This is a genomic window from Paenibacillus sp. IHBB 3054 (assembly GCF_051594305.1).
GTDB lineage: Bacteria > Bacillota > Bacilli > Paenibacillales > Paenibacillaceae > Paenibacillus_AQ.
In genome coordinates this window covers 144,851-164,161 of sequence record NZ_JBOFBG010000011.1, presented here as the reverse complement: position 1 = coordinate 164,161, position 19,311 = coordinate 144,851, and the positions used below count along the sequence as shown (strand labels likewise).

Below are 19,311 nucleotides of genomic sequence, written 5' to 3'. Positions count from 1 at the left end.
GTGCATGAGGCATGGAAACCAAAAAAGTAAAAAGATTCGGAAATATCGTCAACGACATTCCGCTGAATTATAAGTTCATCCTTATTTACATCGTGGGTGTGCTGTTGCCGATTATGGTAATCAATCTGGTCTTTTTGGACCGGATCACGGATTTGATCAAATCAAGGGAGCAGCAGAACCTGGAGATTTCTTTGGAGCGGGCGCGAAAGGATGTTCATGATTTTATCGAGGGAGGCGTAGCTGTCAGCTATACGCTGTCTGCGGATAAGAGTTTGTATGAAATGCTGGACCGGACGTATAAGGACTCGATCGACTTTTACAATACCTATGATGAGCAGCTGCGGGACCGGCTCAACAGCTATATGCCGGTGAATAATCAGATTGAGCGGATCAGTGTGTTCACCAATAATACATCGATTGTGTCCGGCGGCAACTATCAGGTCATGAACCAGAAAGTCTGGAAGAGCGAATGGTACAAGCAGGCGAGAGCATCGGGCAACCGGGTTATTGTCACCGCTTACAGGACCAGCGAGAACGAGCTCGGCACCTCCTCCATTCCCATGCTCAGCGTGGTTGAGCAGATGGACAATTACAGCTCACTGAATAAATTTGATAAGCTGCTGCGGATTGATCTGGATCTTAGTGAAATTTACGACATCATTGTCAGGGAAAAAGACTATCTGAGCCTGTACCTGGTCAACGAGCAGAATCAGATCGTCATGTCAGCGGACGGCGGTTACCAGCGGGTGACAGATGAGCCGTATCCGCTGTTCGGACAGCTGGATGAAGGCAAGCAGGAGGATGTTCATGTTGTGGCTGTGGGCACAGCCAACTACCTCAAGGGCTGGAGAATCATCGGAATTACCCAGGGAGAACGGATTGCCCAGGCCATTCTGGATATGCAGCTGTATGCGGCAGTTCTGGCGACTACAGTCACCCTGCTGACCTTCTGCTTTATCTACGTGATGTTAAGATCCTATAATTACCGCGTAAAACGGCTGTCCAGACATATGCAGAAGGTATCGAACGAAAAGTTTGAGCTGATCCGCATCGATGAGGGCCGGGATGAGATCGGCGGTCTGATCCATAATTTCAACCGGATGACATCCAGGATCAATTCGTTGATTAATGATGTGTATAAGCTGGAGATTCAGAGTAAGAATCTGGAGATGGAACGGGTCAGGGCGGAGCTCAATTTCCTGCAAAGCCAGATGAACCCGCATTTTCTGTTCAATACCTTAAATGCAATTCTTGTGGTCTGCACCAAAAACAACTACTCCGATGTAACAGATATTGTGAAGAGCTTGTCGAAGCTGCTGCGCAGACTGCTCAGCTGGAAGGAGGATGTGGTGTCGGTACAGGAGGAAATGTTGTTTATTGAAATGTATCTGAAGATTGAAAAGTTCAGGTTCAGAGATAAATTTGACTATCAGTTTGACATCGATGAACAGGCGCTGCGGTACAAGATTCCAAAGCTGAGCATGCAGCCGCTTGTGGAGAACTCCTGCAAGCACGGCCTGCAGACCATAGAGGGGCTCGGCATTATTAAGGTGAAAGCTGCGGTTCAGGATAACCGCCTGCAGATTACGGTTTCGGATAACGGCAAAGGAATGGAAGCCGCGAAGCTGAAAGAGCTGCTGTCCGCGATCTCCACGGAGGACTCCTCTGGAGCGAACATCGGACTCCGCAACGTGTACCGTAGACTGGAGCTGAATTATGCGGATCAGGTCCGCTTTGAGATTGTCAGTGCGCCGAACCAGGGGACGATAGTTTCCTTCGGTATCCCGCTTAAGCTGCTTGAACAAATTAGTCCGCCGGGAAATGAGGGGAACCCATGAAGTATAAAGTGCTGTTGATCGATGATGAACCGAGTGCCCTGGAGGGGATGCTTCTATGGATTGATTGGCAGGAGCTGGGGTTCGAGGTGTGCGGAACCAGCAGCAATGGCAGGGAAGGGCTGCAGCAGATGAAAGAGCTAGAGCCGGATCTGGTCATTACGGATGTGAATATGCCGCTGCTGAACGGGCTGGAGATGATTGCGGCCTGGCAGCGGGAGGGCCAAAGAGAGATTAAATTTGCCATATTGAGCGGCTACAGCGAGTTCGAATATGCCCAGACAGCTATCCGGTACGGCATTAACCATTATCTGCTCAAACCGGTATTTCCGGAAGAGGCGGCGGAGGAATTGCGGGAAATACACCAGGAGCTGAAGCAAGAGACCCGCAGCCGGATGATGAATCTGATCGCGACGTCGGAGGAGAGCAGCACTCTTATTAAGGAACTGCTGAATGAAAATCCGCTGGACAAGATCTATATGGCGCTGTATGCCAGGCTGTCGGAGGACATCAGCTACTGGAACCTGTGCCTGATTCAAAGTGCGCCGGAAATGTACGCGGAGGTAAGAGAAAAGGCGGCATCCCTGCTGACCGGGAAAGCTGCGATGTATTTGATTGATCTGGAGGCGGGAAGCTTCTGCATTGTGTATGGGAGTTCCCCGTATGCCGTGGAGGGCGAGGGTATTCATGAACTAACGCTTGCCTTGCGGGAGGCGTACCCTGGCCAGCCCTTATTTATTGCGGGTGGAGACCGTGAAGAATCCTTGTGCTGTATAGCGAGCTGTTACCGGACGGCCAAAGAAGCACTTATGCATTACTTCTACCAGCCGGAGTATCTCGGATTGTTGGCCTATCGGGAGATCCGGGAACAGCCATTCAGCTATCACTATGATCCTATCCGGCTGATCGATGCCTTGCTCAGCCCGGTCAACACATTGGATATTGCCGGTTACCGCCAGTCTGTGGAAGAGGCAGCCCGCGGCTTCCGGGAGAAGCTGGTCGCCCCGGAGGTGGTGAAGAAGTTTGCAATTCATATTATGTACCGCATTCAGGAGCTGACCCCTGAAGCGGGCGGAGAACACGGGGCGAATGCGGCCAAGGTCTTTAAGCTTCCTGAAATTCAGCATTCCATGATGAGTTTGAGCGGGTTAATGGACCATCTGCGGGCCTTCGGCGAGAGCAGTATTGAACTGCTTCTGCAGGAGCAGGACAAGTGCTCGCACGGGATCGTACGGGAGATCAATCAGTATATCCAGCAGCATTACCGTGAAAGTCTGAGCATTCAGAAGCTGGCAGAAGTCTTTTTCCTGCACCCGGTTTACCTGGGACAGCTGCTTATGAAGAAGAACGGGATCAACTTCAATGAGCAGCTTCATAACCTGCGGATTGCGGAGGCCACGGTGCTGCTGCGTGAGCATAAATTAAAGCTTTCAGAAATTGCCGAGCAGGTGGGCTATGCCAATTATGGACAGTTTCTGAAGCAATTTGAGAAGAAAATGCATATGGGTCCGAATGAATACCGGAATACAAAGTTCTAAACTTTTTGGGGATACACCTTTAATTCAGTCGTATTTTACAGGCATGTTCACCTCTATAATTTATAAATGTAAGTGCTTACAACATGCAGCGTCAAAAAATTATGGAGGTGCTTTATGGGGGGCAAGTCTAAAACAACGTTTAAGTTTTCCCTGATTATGCTGTTATCCCTGAGCTTTACCCTCGCCGGATGCGGCGGGAACAACAACACCAAGAACAACGCTAAAGCGGAAGAGACCGGTGGAGCACAAACTACGGCGGCTGCAACTACGGGCGACAAAATCGAGCCGTTCAACATCAGCATCTTCCTCGGCGAAGCCGGACAGCAGCCGACGCCGGACAATAAGATTTACAAGAAAATCAAAGAAGAAACGGGTGCCAGCTTCAATTTTGAATTTTTGGCGGGCGACATCAACCAGAAGCTGGGTGTTATGATTGCCGGCCAGGATTACCCGGATATGATGACGGGCAATACGAAGCTGACGGCTGCAGGCGCCTACATTCCGCTTGAAGATTTGATTGAACAATACGCACCGAATTTGAAAGCGCATTACGCCGATTACTGGAACATGATGAAAGACCCGAATGACGGACATATTTATATCCTGCCAAATTACGGGGTGTACAACGGTAAGGTCAATAGTGCCTATTACTCGGGTCCTGCCTTCTGGATTCAAAAGGCAATTCTCAAGGAGTTCGGTTATCCAAAGGTCAAGACGCTTGATGAATATTTCGATCTGATTGAAAAATATAAGGAGAAATATCCAAAGATTGACGGAAGCCCGACCATCGGGTTCGAAATTCTTAACTCTGACTGGAGAAACTGGGGTCTGTTCAATGCGCCGCAGCATCTGATCGGCCATCCGAACGATGGCGGTGTAGTTGTAAATGACGGCGTGGCCGAAATTTTTGCAGACAAAGATTATGCCAAGCAATACTACCAGAAACTGAACGAAGTCAACCAGAAGGGTCTGATCGACAAAGAGACCTTTGTTCAGAACTACGACCAGTATATGGCGAAGCTGTCCAGCGGTACGGTTCTGGGGATGTTTGACCAGCACTGGAACTTTGGCTCCGCCGAAGAATCGCTGACCACGCAGAATAAAATTGAGCGTACTTACGTAGGTCTTCCACTTGTATACGATACGGCTACTAAAGACTACTATCGCGATAGAGCGGCTTTGAACCTGAACAACGGCTTCGGTATCAGCATCAACGCTAAAGATCCGGTGAAGATTATCAAACTGCTGGATACACTGATCAGCGAAGACTGGCAGAAGACGTTTGCCTGGGGGATTGAAGGCGAGGATTACATCGTGAACGAGAAAGGCCGCTTCATGAGAACGCAGGAGCAGCGCGATCAAGCTACAGATGCGACATGGCAGCTTGCCAACAAGGCCAAATCGCTGTACAGCTGGATGCCTAAAATCGAGGGCAGCTTCAACGACGGCAACGCCACCGGCGTATCCGAGCAGCCTGAAGAATATCAAGCCGGCTTAAAACCTTTTGACAAGGAGTTCCTGGATGCTTACGGCTTTAACAGCTATGTAGATTTCTTCAGCGAACCGCCTGCCAACCCTGTCTATTACCCAGCCTGGTCCATCGATTTGGTGGAAGGCTCGGATGCCAAAATTGCCAGCACCAAGCTGAATGAATTGTCGACAAAGTTCCTGCCTAAAGCCATCCTTGCCAGCCCGGCAGAATTTGATTCCGTCTGGGGCGATTATGTCGGAGAGGTTAAGAAAGCCAATGTAAAGGCTTATGAAGACAAGATCAATGAGCAGATTAAATGGAGAATTGATAACTGGAGTAAATAACGAAGCAAAGGTGGGGGGCCGGTTCCGGCCTTCCACCTGCTAAATTAAAATGATTGAGTGGGGAGACAACTACTATGGATGAGACCCTAGAAATAGATACCGTCGTCCGGCATCCCAAGAAAAAGAAGAAGAAGAAGCGGCCCGTCACCTGGTCGTTGATCAAAAGCCAGAATCAGCTCATATGGATGTCTGTACCGCTAATGCTCTATATTATTCTTTTTGCCTATGTTCCCGTTTGGGGCTGGACGATGGCTTTCCAGAATTACAAGCCGGCCAAGTCCTTCAGCGAACAGGAATGGGTAGGATTGAAGCAATTCAAGTTTCTGTTTACCGATGATAATTTCCTCCGGGTGCTGCGCAATACATTGGCGATGGGGATTATCAATCTTGTGCTTGGTTTTGTTACGGCCATCGTACTCGCGCTGTTGCTGAATGAAATCAAGAAGGTGTTCTGGAAAAGAACCGTACAGACGATCTCCTATCTGCCGCACTTTTTGTCCTGGATTATTGTTACCGGCATTGTGGCCACCTCGCTGTCCATCAACGACGGGATTGTCAACATTGTTCTGATGAAGCTGCATCTGATTAAAGAGCCGATTCTATGGCTCAGTGAAGGCAAGTATTTCTGGGGAATAGTAGGCGCTTCGCATGTATGGAAGGAAGTTGGCTGGAATACGATTATTTATCTCGCGGCCATTGCTTCCATTGATCCAGCACTTTATGAAGCCGCCGAAATTGACGGCGCGAACCGCTACAAGAAAATGATGTTTGTAACTTTGCCTGGTATTAAAGCAACGATCGTAATTCTGATGATTATGTCCATAGGGCATGTCCTGGAAGCGGGCTTTGAGGTTCAGTACCTGCTCGGCAACGGGCTTGTTGTGGACTGGGCGGAAACGATAGATATATTCGTGCTTAAATACGGGCTTGCCCAAGGGAATTATTCACTCGCGACTGCTGGCGGGATTTTCAAAACCGTCGTCAGCGTAACATTGCTGCTTATGGCTAACGGAATTTCTAAGCGGCTTGGGGAAGAGAGGCTGTTATAACCATGGATAACCGACAGATTAGCCCTCAGAAAAAAGCAGGCTTCACGATGAAAAAGAGCTTTGGCACCGGCAGGCTTGAACCGATTTTATTCACTTCGTTCAATACGGTCTTTATGATCTGCCTGGTGCTTGTGACATTATATCCGTTCCTCAATACCATTGCTGTTTCGTTCAACGCGGGCAATGATACGATCCGCGGCGGCATTTACTTATGGCCGAGAGTCTGGACTGTTCAGAACTACAAGGCGATCTTTGCCTCGGGGACGATTTATGACGCATTTCTGATATCAGTAGCGCGCACAGTGATTTCAACGATTCTAAATATTTTCCTGACGACCATGCTTGCCTACACGTTAAGCCGGAAGGAATATGTATTCCGCAAGCCGATCACTGTGATCTTTGTACTCACCATGTATTTCAGCGCCGGCTTGATTCCAGGGTATTTCCTGATCAAGGATCTGCACCTGCTGAACAGCTTCTGGGTATATATTCTCCCGTCCATGATCAGCGCATTTAATATGATCGTCATCCGTACGTACATCGGCACGATTCCGGAAAGTCTGCTGGAATCGGCGAGAATCGACGGTGCAGGGGATTTTAGGATTTTTATGAAGGTTGTTTTCCCTTTGTGCAAACCGGTGCTCGCTACCATTGCCTTGTTTGTGGCTGTCGGCGCGTGGAACTCCTGGTTTGATGCCTTTATCTATACCTCTTCCAGACAGAATCTTAGTACCCTGCAATATGAGCTGATGAAGCTGCTGTCTTCAACGATGAACTCCAACAGCAATCCGAACGTTTCCGCCGGGGTAGGGATGGACCAGGAATCGGCCAGAGCATTGGTGACGCCGCTGTCGATCCGGGCCGCTATTACCGTAGTGGCTTCGGTACCTATCTTGCTCGTCTATCCGTTCATGCAGAAATATTTTGTTGTGGGCCTGAATGTGGGCAGTGTGAAGGAATAACCCAATCGTAATTACTGATACAGAAAGGTTGTCTGCAGGCTATGAACTCGTCTTCAACACAATACGCGAACCCGGTTCTTCCGGGTTTCTATCCCGATCCGAGCATAACCCGGGCTGGGGAAGATTATTATCTGGTGTGCAGCTCCTTTGAATATTTTCCGGGAGTGCCGATTTTTCACAGCCGGGATCTGATTCACTGGAAACAGATCGGCCATGTGCTGGACCGGATCAACCAGCTGGATATCCGCGGCTGCGGCAGCTCCGACGGCATTTATGCACCGACGATCCGCTATCATGAAGGAACCTTCTACATGATTACAACGGATGTGCGGGGAAGAGGCAACTTTTACGTTACAGCAACCGATCCTGCGGGGCCCTGGTCAGATCCGATCAGTGTCCCGTTCGGGGGGATCGACCCTTCCTTGATGTTTGACGAGGATGGCAAAGTTTATGTGACCACTCAGCAGGGAGCTAATTATGATTCCCATGTCATCCAGTATGAGATTAATATCACTACCGGAGAGGCGTTGACCGAACCGGTTGTTATCTGGACCGGTGACGGCGGGCCTTGGACGGAAGGCCCGCATTTATACAAGATAAGCGGATTGTATTATATTATGGCGGCTTCAGGCGGAACGGCCAAGGAGCACCGTGAGATTATCGGGCGCAGCAGTTCTCCGTATGGGCCGTTCGAGCGGCTGCCGCAGCCCATTCTGACACACAGAGGGATCGATCACCCGATTCAGTATTTGGGCCATGCCGATTTGATTGAGGGGCCGGACGGGAACTGGTGGGCTGTCTTTCTGGGTGTGAGGCTTGGAGAGCACGGCTATGGGGTGCTCGGCCGGGAGACGTATCTTGCACCGGTGCACTGGAATGAAGACGGCTGGCCGATGATTGATAATAATGAAGGAACAGTTGAGCTGGAGATGAACGTGGCGCGTCCGTCAAAAGGCTCGCCGCAGCCTGTTGAATATAACGGCCGTCATGAATTTGCAGACAGCGTACTGCCGTATGCACTGACCTTTCTGCGCAATCCGGCAGAGGGCAGCTGGTCTTTGCAGGCACGTCCGGGCTGGCTGGCGCTTCGCGGACAGCCGGGAAGTCTGAACGAGATCGGCCAGGTGGCTTTCGTCGGCAGAAGGCAGCAGCATGTGGCTGCGGAATGGAGTACCCTGCTGGAGCTTGATAGTGGGGCGGACGGTGAAGAAGCTGGTCTATGCGCGCGCATGAATGAGCAGGCGCATTATGAAATTGGTCTGGCACAAAAAAACGGCCAAAGAGTGATATCCGCCTATTTGACGGTGAGAGGACATACACAGCTTGCGGCGGAGGTTCCTGCCCCAACCGGCAAAGCCTACCTGAAAATTGCAGCCGATGCTGCCGAGTATGGTCTCTTCTATTCCTTGGACGGTGAGAAATGGATCAATCTGGCTTCGGGAGCTGCCTATACCTTGTCGCCGCAAGCGGTAGAAGGCAACGGTTTTACCGGTGTCGTAATCGGCCTGTACGCTACAGGCCATGGCAAAACAGCGGAAGCGATGGCTTACTTCGACTGGTTTGATTACCGCTCATTATAGGCTCACAAAACTTGAGTCTATGCTCACAAAACTTTTAGGAGGGCAACTCATGAGGGGCATTAACAGCTTTACCGAGCCTGCGCTGAAGGCAGTGTTCGCGGACGATTTCAAGATTGGAGCTGCGGTGAATCCACGGACGATAGTGTCGCAGGAGCATTTGCTTGCCTACCATTTCAATAGCATTACCGCTGAGAATGAAATGAAATTTGAGAGCTTGCATCCGGCAGAGGATGTTTATGATTTCAGTGAGGCGGACAAGCTGGTTGCCTTTGCCCGGGAGCATCAGCTGGCGATGCGCGGCCATACTCTGGTCTGGCATAATCAGACGACCGACTGGCTGTTCCAGGACAAGGCAGGGAGTCCGGTTAGCAAGGAGACGCTGCTGGACCGGTTGAAGTCGCATATTGGTACGGTTGTTGGACGTTACAGAAATGATATTTACGCCTGGGACGTAGTCAACGAAGTGATTGCCGATGAAGGGGAAGCGCTGCTCCGTCCGTCCAAGTGGCTAGATATTGCCGGGCCGGAGTTTATTTCCAAGGCGTTTCAGTTTGCCCATGAAGCCGACCCGAAGGCTCTGCTGTTCTATAACGACTACAATGAATCGCATCCGCATAAACGCGATAAAATCTACGCTCTGCTGAAGTCGCTGCTGGAGCAGGATGTACCGGTGCATGGTGTCGGTCTGCAGGCGCACTGGAATTTATACGATCCGGCGCTGGATGATGTCCGCGCAACGATAGAGAAGTATGCTGCACTTGGGCTTCAGCTGCAGCTGACGGAGCTGGATATGTCACTCTTCCGCTTTGACGACAAACGGACGGATCTGAAATCGCCTCCCGCAGAGCTGCTTGAACTGCAGGCAGAGCGTTATGATGTGATGTTCCGGCTGCTGAAGGAATACCGTGAGGTAATTTCCTCGGTGACCTTCTGGGGAGCGGCGGACGATTATACCTGGCTGGATGATTTCCCGGTCCGCGGGCGGAAGAATTGGCCGTTTTTGTTTGACGAGCAGCATGCTCCGAAGCCTGCTTATAACCGGCTTGCTGTTCGGAACAGCTGAGACTGGAGCGCGTGAGAAGGCAGACGAAATCATGATTACGGCTGGAGGAGTTTCGGTGCAGAATTCAACTAAAGCATTTCCCCCCAGTTGGGCGTTTTAGGGCCGCTGCACTGCTGTATTCAATTTTGCAATACTCACCAAGTGCGGTAAGTCCCGTCAGCCCGAAACTGTGTATGCTATACTGTGGCTAAAGAGGTGGGTCGGCCATGGAAAGCTTTACGGGCAAAGGTGTCCGAGTGTTTGCGGAGAAAATAATCAGAGTGTTCGCCGTATTATCCGTATTCGCTGTGCTGCTTAAATATTATGCCGCTGATCCCGGATCAGCGGTATTTTTGGCGTGTTTTGCTTTGCTGCTGCTAATCAATGATTATGCCAGAAGCAGATACTTATCCGTAGCGGGGACGCTGTGGTCTTTTTCTTTTGTGTTGAGCAATTTATGCGCTGGTTTTTTGCTGTGGAAAGTGTATTGTACCGGAACACAGCTTTATATCATTATTTTGCTTGTGGAGCTCATCGTGGGTACGCGGAAGGTGCCTGTGCCTCTTTTGCTGTTGCATATGGGGATTTTCAGCGCTTCTCTGGCAGCCGGTCATACCGCAATAAAATACATAATAACTTCCTATGCAATCATGTTCGCCATTGTCTACCTATTCAGGAATGCTATGATTGAGAAGGCCAGAACACAAGTGCTGAATCAGGAACTGGAGAAGGCTAATTTGGCGCTGAAACAGTATTCAGTAACGGTCAGAGAGCTGACGCTGAGCAAAGAAAGAACAAGGATTGCCCAGGAGCTGCATGATTCATTGGGGCATTATCTGACTGCATTAAATATGCATCTAGAATTCGCCCACAAATCCGTAGAGCTGGAAACGGACAAAATCAGGAGTGTTGTTGGCCAATCCTACCAGCTGTCAAGAGAATGTATGGTGCAGCTCAGACAGGCTGTGCTGCTGCTAAATGAGGAGCATAACGTACAGGAGCTTTCACTCCGGCGTCAGCTCCTTAACCTCTTCGCCCATTTCCAAGCGGCCGGGCAAACCCGGTTTGAACTCATTATGGATGAGGATATAGAAGCTGTGAACTTCGAGATTAAAGACTGCATTTATAAAACGGTTCAGGAATCAATCACTAATGGAATCAAACATGGGAAAGCCACACTTTTCTCCCTGGCCATTCATAAAAATCCCCGGCAGATTTCATTGCTTATTGCCAACAACGGAACGGAATGCAGGGAGGTTATCAAGTCAAACGGAATTCAGGGGATCGAACAGCGGATTCACGCTTTGGGCGGTACCGTTCAATTCGATTCTAATCAGGATTCAGGTTTTAAAGTGCAGGCGAATATTCCTAAAATGGTTGATTTCTAGCATAGGCAAGGAGGAGCAGCAGTTATGGTGAATATTATAATTGCAGACGATCAACTGATTGTCAGGGAAGGCTTGAAAATGGTTTTGAGCCTTCAAGCGGATGCAAAGGTAATCGGAGAGGCAGCGAATGGACAGGAACTGCTCCGGCTGCTGGCCGATTACTCTCCTGACGTGATTTTGATGGATATCAAAATGCCGCTGATGAATGGGATTGAGGCGACCAAAGCTGTGAAAGAGGGGTATCCGGGGGTTAAAGTAATCATCCTTACTACTTTTAATGACAGGGAGTTTATCCTTGCCGGGCTTAAGCATGGAGCAGATGGATACATCCTTAAGGATTCGGCTTCAGAGGATATCATGGCGGCCATTCGATCGGCCTGCGAGGGTAACATTATGCTGAATCCGCAGATTACCCGGGAATTGGTGGACGCCCTTAACTCGGCGGGGACGATTCATAGTTTGCCAACGGAGAGTAGAACTCCGACTGTCTCCCCCTGGCTCACGCCAAGAGAGCTTGAGGTGGCCAAGGGGATTATGGAGGGAAAAAGCAACAAAACTATCAGCAACGAGCTGTTTATTACAGAAGGCACGGTAAAAAACTATGTTTCCAGAATGCTAAACAAACTTGAATTAAACAACAGAACCGAATTGACCCTGTATTTGCAGAAACTTAATATATAACTCCGCATGATAACCCGTTCTTCAGGAGAGAGGGCCTTTTTTTCTCCTCCTGACCTTCCTTCCTCTAACCTGTATGACTAAAGTAATACTGAAATTGCTTACTAAAGCAACCCCTTGATTGGGGACTTAAGTGAATATCCCTGTTCGAAGCGTGGCGATAAAATGATAACAGAGTAAGAGTTATCGCAAAGGGGACCACGCTGATGCTTGAACTGAACCATGTGACGAAGAAATATAAGGATTTTACGGCTGTAAAGGATATTACGTTAAATGTGCAAAGCGGTGAAAGGTTCGGCTTGCTCGGACCGAATGGGGCGGGCAAATCAACAATGGTGTCGATGATAAGCACTGTGCTAAGGCCAACCGCAGGGACGATCACTGTCGATCACAAACCGCTCAGCGGAAAGCCCAGAGAGATCAAGAAAATAATGGGGATTGTACCGCAGGATTTGGCGTTGTACCAGGCGTTAAGCACGAAGGACAACCTGGAGTTCTTTGGCAGTCTATATGGACTTTACGGCAGCAGATTGAAGAGCAGAACCGAGGAAGTTCTGGACATCATTGGACTCAAAGAACGAAGAAACCAGGCGGTGTCAGAACTGTCGGGAGGAATGAAACGCCGGGTCAATATCGGTGCCGCGTTGATGAATGATCCTAAATTGCTCGTACTAGATGAACCTACGGTAGGGATCGACCCCCAGTCCAGGCATCATATTCTGGAAACGGTAAAGAAATTAAACCAGGACAGAGGCATGACGGTTATTTATACCAGCCACTACATGGAAGAAGTGGAGTATCTGTGCAAGCGGCTTGCGATAATCGACCATGGTTCCCTTATTGCGCTGGGGAGCAAAGAGGAGCTCAAGCTGAACTTGAAGGCCTGCGATACGCTGACGGTGGATTATAGTGAAGGAAATGAAGCAGCATTGGGCCAGCTCGAGCAAATCTCCGGTGTCACCAAGGCAACCGTGGAAGGCAAACATATTAGTATGCTTGTCTCTACCGGGGAGAGAAGTGTGATTGACATTGTTGATGATATTAGGAACCTGGGCATCCGGCTAACCGGATTCAAGTACGAAGAGATGAATCTTGAAAGCCTTTTTCTCCAAATTACAGGCAAAGCCTTAAGAGAGGAGTAGAAGGTGATGCCATGCGAAAACTGATCACATTATTTTTACTGGATTTCCGGTTGCTGACCAAAAATAAATGGTTCTATCTGAAGCTGATTTTGTTTCCTTCTCTACTGATTCTCATTCTGGGCACGGCATTCGGCGGATCAGACTCCAGTGTGAAGGCGTTTGACGTTGCTTTTTATAATGCGGATAACAGCGTTGCTGCTCAAGGGAGCCCGCTGGTTTTGGGGAAATCCTTAAAGAATGTTTTTATGCGGGAAGATCTGCGGAAAGTCATACATTTGCAGGAAGCGGCCAGCTATGACGAAGGCAAAAAAAGAGTCGAAGACGGTCATGCCGCTGTTTTTATATATGTGCCGGATAACTTTACGAATGCTGCAATAAAGCAGGAGGCGGCGAACCTTGTTGTGATCGGAGAATCTGCCAAAACGCTCCAAACGGCAATCGTGAGGACTATACTGGAGCAGTTCTGTGAGCAGCTCAACCTATTAAATGAAGAGAAGTCTGCGGTTCTCCAGTTCTCAAACGGCGGTAACGGCCTTCCGCAAGCCCAAATCGCGGAGATTCAGAGCCATATATTCAATTTCAGCGGCCGTTCCCCGGATATCCCGACGGTTTCAACGCAAAAGGATGCGGTGCCGGTAGCTGCGATACAGTATTACTCCATTGCCATGGTAGTTATGTTTTCGATCATGACGGCCTTTGTGCTGGTGCACAGCATCGTAGATGAGCGGCAAAACCATACTTTATTCAGAATACGTTCAACGCCTGCTTGGGATGTGCAGTATATTTTAGGCAAATTGAGCGGAATTATACTGGCGATTGTATTGCAAATGTCTTGCGTAATTCTCATCAGCTGGCTGGTGTTCGCAATGAGCTGGGGCCAGCCCCTTGAGCTTTTGATGATAACGGTTGTGTATGCTTTTGCCATAGGAAGTCTTGTGCTGCTCTGGGGATTTATTGCCAAAGACCATACGACTGTGTCCAGCTTGGCTTCACCTGTGCTGTATATTTTCAGTTTTTTGGGCGGAAGTTTTGTCAGTAGAAGCGAATTGCCGGAAAGTCTGCGGACCATTCAGGGGCTGCTTCCCAACGGAAAAGCAATTAATGCGTACCTCAGTATCAGCCAAAATAACGGACTTGCCGGATCGTATAAAGATTTGCTGGAGCTGATAGGGCTTGGAGTCATCTGTATTATCGTATGCATTAGTCAATACAGTGGGAGAAGGTGGAATTTTCGTGCAATTTATCATCATGCTGAAACATCAGCTGAAACAGATATTTAGCAATCGAATAGCCGTTTTGGCGATGATGGGTCTTCCACTAATTCTAACGTATCTGTTCTCGTTCTCCACAGGCAGTATGCCGGATACTATATATGCTGCAGATGATGATCACAGCATCTACTCCAAGCAATTATTAGAGCTGATTAGTCAGCGCAGCGGCTTGCGGGTGATTAATACGGATGTGAAGAGCATTAAGAATAAGGTGGACGCGCAGGATATTCCTTTTGGATTTGTGATCGGGCAGGGTTTCAGCAGCATGTTGCTGTCAGGACAGGAGCTTCCCCTCAGCTTTGTGCAAAATAAGGAGAACGGCGAGGGGGCGCTGCTGAAAGAGATCATCGCCGGTGAAGCTGGCACAATTCGTAAAGTAGTAAATGACTCGGAGTATATGTCTGGTCACTTACAGCTGAATGCTGATTCTATGTCCAGATATTTATTTACAGCATTAAAAGGTGCTTCGAAACCTAGCATTAATGTGCAGACTCTGAACAGCGGTGAAGAGGGAGAGAACAAAACTGCTGCCGAAAGGTTTACAGGCTTTATGGCGATGTTCATTTGGTTTGTGGTCGTTCAGGGCTTAAGATCGCTGGTCGACGAAAAAGAAAACAAAACCATAAACCGGCTATTGAGCACACCCGTCAGCTATATGAAATATCTGCTCTCAAAAATGGCCGCAGCGTTTTTATTTGGCATTATTTATATTTCAGTCATACTGCTCTCAGGAAAATATCTGCTGAGAATAAACATGATAAATCATAATCTGCCTGTTCTCATTATGCTGCTTGCCATTTATTTATTTGCCTTAATCGGCTTAACCATGCTAATCCTTCCATTTATGAAGAGCCAGAAGCAGTTTACCTCCTCAGCTTCCATTATTGTCGCGGTTACCGGGATGCTGGGGGGTTCCTTCTTTTCTATGCAACTCGCTCCTAAGGTTATGAGGACTTTCGGTAAATTCACACCCGAGGCATGGGTTATCCAAGTAACATCCGTTATGAATATCCGGGACGGTTCGATAGGCTCAGCAGTTATCGCCCTTGCCGGGATTGGATTCTTGGGACTGGCCGGAGCTTATGTATTTATGCGCAAAGAGCTTAGAGGATTAGAGGGATGATTATAATCATAACGGTGAGTGGGAAGTGATAATATTGGGCATTACAGAGCTTGCAGGAATCATCGAGCTGCTCGCAGGTCTCATCATCAATGTATGGATTGGAGCGTTTGGGAGAATCATCTTTAAAAAGGATGACAAAACCTCCAGAATTGTACTGAGAATCTTGGGTGTGTTCTTGCTGATTAACGGGATCTCAAGAGCCTTTCATGTCTGAAGTTTGCGTCCTCCTGACCGGGAGGATTTTTTGTTTGTTAATTTCTACTTCTGCGGGCATGTTTTTCTTCCATTCCACTTATATATCATTTTGAGAAAAATGATGACACAGACGACAAAATACCTTATTATTTAAAGAGATTTTTAATGAAACAGATTTTAAATAATTATAGTACACTGTTTGAGGGGATAAAAGGCTATAGTATAGGCGTTCTGGAGAGGGGGGCTTACATATTCTATTGCTGAGTGGGGTGAGTAAAAGCTTCAAGTTGAAGGAAGGCAGCTATCATGCTGTCCGGCAGGTATCGCTTGAGGTGAAGACAGGAGCTGTCCATGGCATTATCGGAGCAAGCGGGGCAGGCAAATCGACGCTGCTGCGGCTGATCAATCTGCTGGAGCGGCCGGATGAAGGGAATGTTACGGTTGACGGCAAGAAGCTTACCGGAATGGCGGAAAAGGCTCTGCGTGAGGAGAGGCAGAAGATCGGTATGATCTTCCAGCAGTTTAATCTGCTCGGCAATGCTACAGTCAGCCGGAATGTCGCCATTCCGCTGGAGCTGGCCGGTATGCCGCGGAGCGGACGGATGAAGCGGGTGGAGGAATGCCTGCAATTCGTCGGACTTGCGGACAAGGCGCAGCAGTATCCCGCCCAGCTCAGCGGCGGGCAGCGGCAGCGGGTAGCCATCGCCCGGGCGCTGGCGAATAGCCCGAAGCTGCTGCTCTGCGATGAGCCGACCTCGGCACTTGATCCGGGAACAACGGCAGATATTCTTGCTGTGCTGAAAGAGATTAACAGCACACTCGGGGTCACGATTGTTATCGTCACCCATGAGCTGGATGTTGTCCGCAGCATCTGCAGTGATGTATCTGTGATGGAAGAGGGCAGAATCGTGGATTCCTTCTCCCGCGGGGAGATTGGTTTTACAGCGCCTGTCGGCTATACCGGTTCCTACCGTGAGCAAATTACCGGCAAAGCGGGGGAAGCCTATGTTTGAGGATATGCTGAAATACCAGGATCAAATGTGGCAATCAATAGGGGAAACCTTTGTAATGGTAGGCATTTCGGTAGGCGCAGCCGTATTGCTGGGGCTCCCGCTGGGAACGCTGCTTTATTTTTGCCGCAAAGGCCAGCTGTATGAGAATCAGCTGCTGTCTCTTATCCTCAACAGCATCGTCAACGTTGTCCGTTCATTTCCGTTCCTGCTGCTTGTCGTGGCGCTGATTCCCGTCACCCGCTTCCTCGTGGGGTCGGCGATTGGTACGGTAGCGGCTACTGTGCCGTTGTCTATTGTTGCTATTGCCTATTACTCGCGGCTGGTAGAACAATCGCTGCTGGAGGTTCCGAAGGGGACGATTGAAGCGGCCTTGTCCATGGGAGCTTCAAAGGTTTCGCTGATTTTCAAGTTTCTTTATGTGGAGGCCCGTTCCGGTCTGGTGCTTGGATTGACTGCTTCTACGATTAGCTTTATTTCGTTCTCAACTGTAATGGGCGTTGTCGGCGGGGGCGGAGTCGGCGATTTCGCCATCCGTTACGGGTACCAGCGCTTCGAGACGGAAGTGATGATCTATGCGATTGTCGTGATGATTGTGCTCGTGCAGGTGATTCAATTTACAGGCAGCACTGCGGCGAGACTGCTGGATAAACGCTGAGGAATTTGCAAGCATCTATGACCTTGAAATCAAAATATAAATTGGGGGTTAGTTATACTTATGAAAAAAACAATGCTATTCGCGCTTACACTGCTTGTATTGATTGTTGCCGGTTGTGGAAATAACAAGGAGAATGCAGAGGCGCCCGCTGCAGACAGCAAAGAGCCTGTAAAGATTAAAGTGGCTTCGCTGATTCCGCCGATGACGGATATTCTTGATATTGTGAAACCGCTGCTGCTGAAAGACGGTGTAGATATGGAGGTTGTGGTGCTGTCCGACAATGTGCAGCCGAACGAAGCGCTGGCGAACAAAGAAGTGGATGCGAACTTCTTCCAGCATGTTCCCTACATGGAACAGTTTAATGCCAGCAAAGGCTCCAAGCTGGTCGCTGTACAGCCTGTATATGATGCCATTTACGGCGGGTATTCCAAACGTTACAAGGCGATCAGCGAACTGCCGGAAGGTGCAACACTGGTAATGGCCAACGATCCGTCGAACATTGGACGTTCCCTGCAAATGTTCGCGGACGCTGGACTCATCAAGCTTAAGGAAGGCGTAGGCATTAAGGCTACACAGGCCGACATCACCGAAAATGCCAAGAACTACAAGTTCGAGGAAGTGGACCTGCTGATGCTGGCCCGGATGCTGGACGACGCCGATCTGGTAGCGATGACTCCGGCTTATGCCAGTCCGCTGGGCCTGACGCCGAAGAAGGATGCACTGATTACAGAACGCGAAGATTCCGAATTCACCATCACCCTGGTAGCACGCGAAGACAACAAGGATTCGGATGCCATCCAAAAGCTGGCCAAGCACATCAGCGGACCTGAAGTGAAGAAATTCCTTGAAGATAACTATGCGGAGATTGCGTTGCCTGCGTTTTGAGGCAAGGTAGCCGCAGCAAGCTCTGCAGTGTTTTAATCCGGCCCAGCGACTATTGATATAAATGGTATGATGCCGACATGCAAAAGCAGCCTTCACCACTAACGGGAGAAGGCTGCTTTTTGCTATAGCCGTTTTGTCAATGTAACCGGATGTTCCGGCATCGCTGAAAGTATATGTGTTATTTTGCAAACATATCTCTGCTGAGGTATTAGCTGCGTACATTTAAGGACGTAACCACCTCGTACTGCGCCGATTCAAACCAGCTCCCCGTAGTGAAATCCCGTCCCTTTACAAGGACTTTGTCGGTATAGACCTCCACATAGTAGCCTTGACTGCCGGTCTTATGTTTATCCGCATTCGTCCAGAGGTAAGCAACCGAAGCACTATTGAACATGGTAGCCGTCTCGCCGTTGCCGGGGTACATCGTGTTGTCGACTTCAAGCTCCCAATGCGTATGGCCTGTAAAAAGAAGTGTCTGAGGATATTTGGACAGGATGGAGCGCAGCTCCTTATCTTGAGTGACGCCATACCACTCTTGTGACTCCAAAGATCCGGCTACAGTGTCCTTCAGCGGCTGATGCAGGAAGAGAAAAACAGGCTGCTCAGGCTTCGAGTGTCCGTCCACCAGCTTTTCCCCAAGCTTACGGTCCAGCCATCGAAGCTGCTCCTCCGACAGTTTACAGAACGTTGGCAGACCTTCCTCTGTTCCCAGGAAAATAAAATGATACCCGCCGATCCAATGGTCATGATAGGGGCCGGGCATTCCCATGCGGGAAGTGTACATTGCCAGGCGGGATTCCCAGTGGCCGAGGCCAACGTCATGGTTCCCCAAGGTGTAACGGATCTCCGGGAGTGCTGCCTGATGCAGCTGCAGGATGCGGTGGACTTCCTCGTATTCTTCCAGTAAGCCATGATCCGTAATGTCACCAATATGCATAATTCCGCTGCTGCCCTGGGCATGGTGAGCCAGATCGTGCAGCGCCCGCTCGAAATTCAGATTATACTCATGGGACGGATCGGCAGTAACATGAGTATCGGTGATAATTTGGAAGGTGAGCAGCGGCTGTGGTCCGCCTGGTTCATTTGTACTCATTTGCGAGAGAGCCTCCTTTGGATTGCATGGTATTAAACTGAATGCAA

Annotated in this window: 17 protein-coding genes; 16 read left to right on the top strand and 1 reads right to left on the bottom strand. The window is 49.3% G+C overall.

The features are described 5' to 3' along the window. Positions 1-11 precede the first annotated feature (11 nt). The 16 genes from ACQ76X_RS14960 to ACQ76X_RS14885 all read left to right on the top strand — a co-directional run bounded on the left by ACQ76X_RS14960 (position 12) and on the right by ACQ76X_RS14885 (position 18,171). Positions 12-1,838 carry a cache domain-containing sensor histidine kinase gene (locus tag ACQ76X_RS14960; RefSeq protein ID WP_438494843.1) on the top strand — a complete coding sequence of 609 codons (1,827 nt, stop codon included), beginning with the start codon at positions 12-14 and terminating at the stop codon, positions 1,836-1,838. After that, entirely contained in the window at positions 1,835-3,373 is a 1,539-nt protein-coding gene (locus ACQ76X_RS14955) for a response regulator transcription factor (protein ID WP_438494842.1), read from the top strand. Before ACQ76X_RS14960 ends, ACQ76X_RS14955 begins: the two co-directional genes overlap by 4 nt. 114 nt (positions 3,374-3,487) lie before the next feature. Continuing rightward, on the top strand, positions 3,488-5,188 hold the full coding sequence (locus ACQ76X_RS14950) for a sugar ABC transporter substrate-binding protein (RefSeq protein WP_438494841.1): 1,701 nt from the start codon (positions 3,488-3,490) through the stop codon (positions 5,186-5,188). Between the two features lie 74 nt (positions 5,189-5,262). Beyond that, complete coding sequence (locus ACQ76X_RS14945) at positions 5,263-6,237, top strand: ABC transporter permease (RefSeq protein ID WP_438494840.1); 975 nt, start codon at positions 5,263-5,265, stop codon at positions 6,235-6,237. Positions 6,238-6,239: 2 nt separating this feature from the next. Continuing rightward, positions 6,240-7,199, top strand: coding sequence for a carbohydrate ABC transporter permease (locus ACQ76X_RS14940; RefSeq protein WP_438494839.1), 960 nt, complete (start codon positions 6,240-6,242; stop codon positions 7,197-7,199). A 41-nt stretch (positions 7,200-7,240) separates the two neighbouring features. After that, on the top strand, positions 7,241-8,779 hold the full coding sequence (locus ACQ76X_RS14935) for a glycoside hydrolase family 43 protein (protein ID WP_438494838.1): 1,539 nt from the start codon (positions 7,241-7,243) through the stop codon (positions 8,777-8,779). 49 nt (positions 8,780-8,828) lie between these two features. Further along, positions 8,829-9,842, top strand: coding sequence for an endo-1,4-beta-xylanase (locus tag ACQ76X_RS14930; protein WP_438494837.1), 1,014 nt, complete (start codon positions 8,829-8,831; stop codon positions 9,840-9,842). 206 nt (positions 9,843-10,048) lie between these two features. After that, entirely contained in the window at positions 10,049-11,209 is a 1,161-nt protein-coding gene (locus ACQ76X_RS14925) for a sensor histidine kinase (protein WP_438494836.1), read from the top strand. 27 nt (positions 11,210-11,236) lie between these two features. After that, positions 11,237-11,890 (top strand): response regulator, encoded by a 654-nt coding sequence (locus tag ACQ76X_RS14920; RefSeq protein ID WP_438494869.1) that lies wholly within the window; start codon positions 11,237-11,239, stop codon positions 11,888-11,890. A gap of 203 nt (positions 11,891-12,093) precedes the next feature. Beyond that, positions 12,094-13,029 carry an ABC transporter ATP-binding protein gene (locus ACQ76X_RS14915; RefSeq protein WP_438494835.1) on the top strand — a complete coding sequence of 312 codons (936 nt, stop codon included), beginning with the start codon at positions 12,094-12,096 and terminating at the stop codon, positions 13,027-13,029. Positions 13,030-13,040: 11 nt separating this feature from the next. Then, positions 13,041-14,309: an ABC transporter permease gene (locus tag ACQ76X_RS14910; protein WP_438494834.1), complete on the top strand. Its 1,269-nt coding sequence runs from the start codon at positions 13,041-13,043 to the stop codon at positions 14,307-14,309. Next, on the top strand, positions 14,263-15,423 hold the full coding sequence (locus tag ACQ76X_RS14905) for an ABC transporter permease (protein ID WP_438494833.1): 1,161 nt from the start codon (positions 14,263-14,265) through the stop codon (positions 15,421-15,423). The genes ACQ76X_RS14910 and ACQ76X_RS14905 overlap by 47 nt, the downstream gene beginning before the upstream one ends. Before the next feature lie 34 nt (positions 15,424-15,457). Further along, positions 15,458-15,637: a hypothetical protein gene (locus ACQ76X_RS14900; RefSeq protein WP_438494871.1), complete on the top strand. Its 180-nt coding sequence runs from the start codon at positions 15,458-15,460 to the stop codon at positions 15,635-15,637. 232 nt (positions 15,638-15,869) lie between these two features. Next, complete coding sequence (locus tag ACQ76X_RS14895; RefSeq protein WP_438494868.1) at positions 15,870-16,631, top strand: methionine ABC transporter ATP-binding protein; 762 nt, start codon at positions 15,870-15,872, stop codon at positions 16,629-16,631. Next, on the top strand, positions 16,624-17,286 hold the full coding sequence (locus ACQ76X_RS14890) for a methionine ABC transporter permease (protein ID WP_076112570.1): 663 nt from the start codon (positions 16,624-16,626) through the stop codon (positions 17,284-17,286). The genes ACQ76X_RS14895 and ACQ76X_RS14890 overlap by 8 nt, the downstream gene beginning before the upstream one ends. Before the next feature lie 60 nt (positions 17,287-17,346). Continuing rightward, a complete protein-coding gene (locus ACQ76X_RS14885) occupies positions 17,347-18,171 on the top strand; it encodes a MetQ/NlpA family ABC transporter substrate-binding protein (RefSeq protein ID WP_438494832.1) in 825 nt (274 codons plus the stop codon). A gap of 208 nt (positions 18,172-18,379) precedes the next feature. Here ACQ76X_RS14885 and ACQ76X_RS14880 read toward each other — a convergent pair whose 3' ends face one another. Then, on the bottom strand, positions 18,380-19,264 hold the full coding sequence (locus tag ACQ76X_RS14880) for a metallophosphoesterase family protein (protein WP_438494831.1): 885 nt from the start codon (positions 19,262-19,264) through the stop codon (positions 18,380-18,382). Between the last annotated feature and the right edge of the window lie 47 nt (positions 19,265-19,311).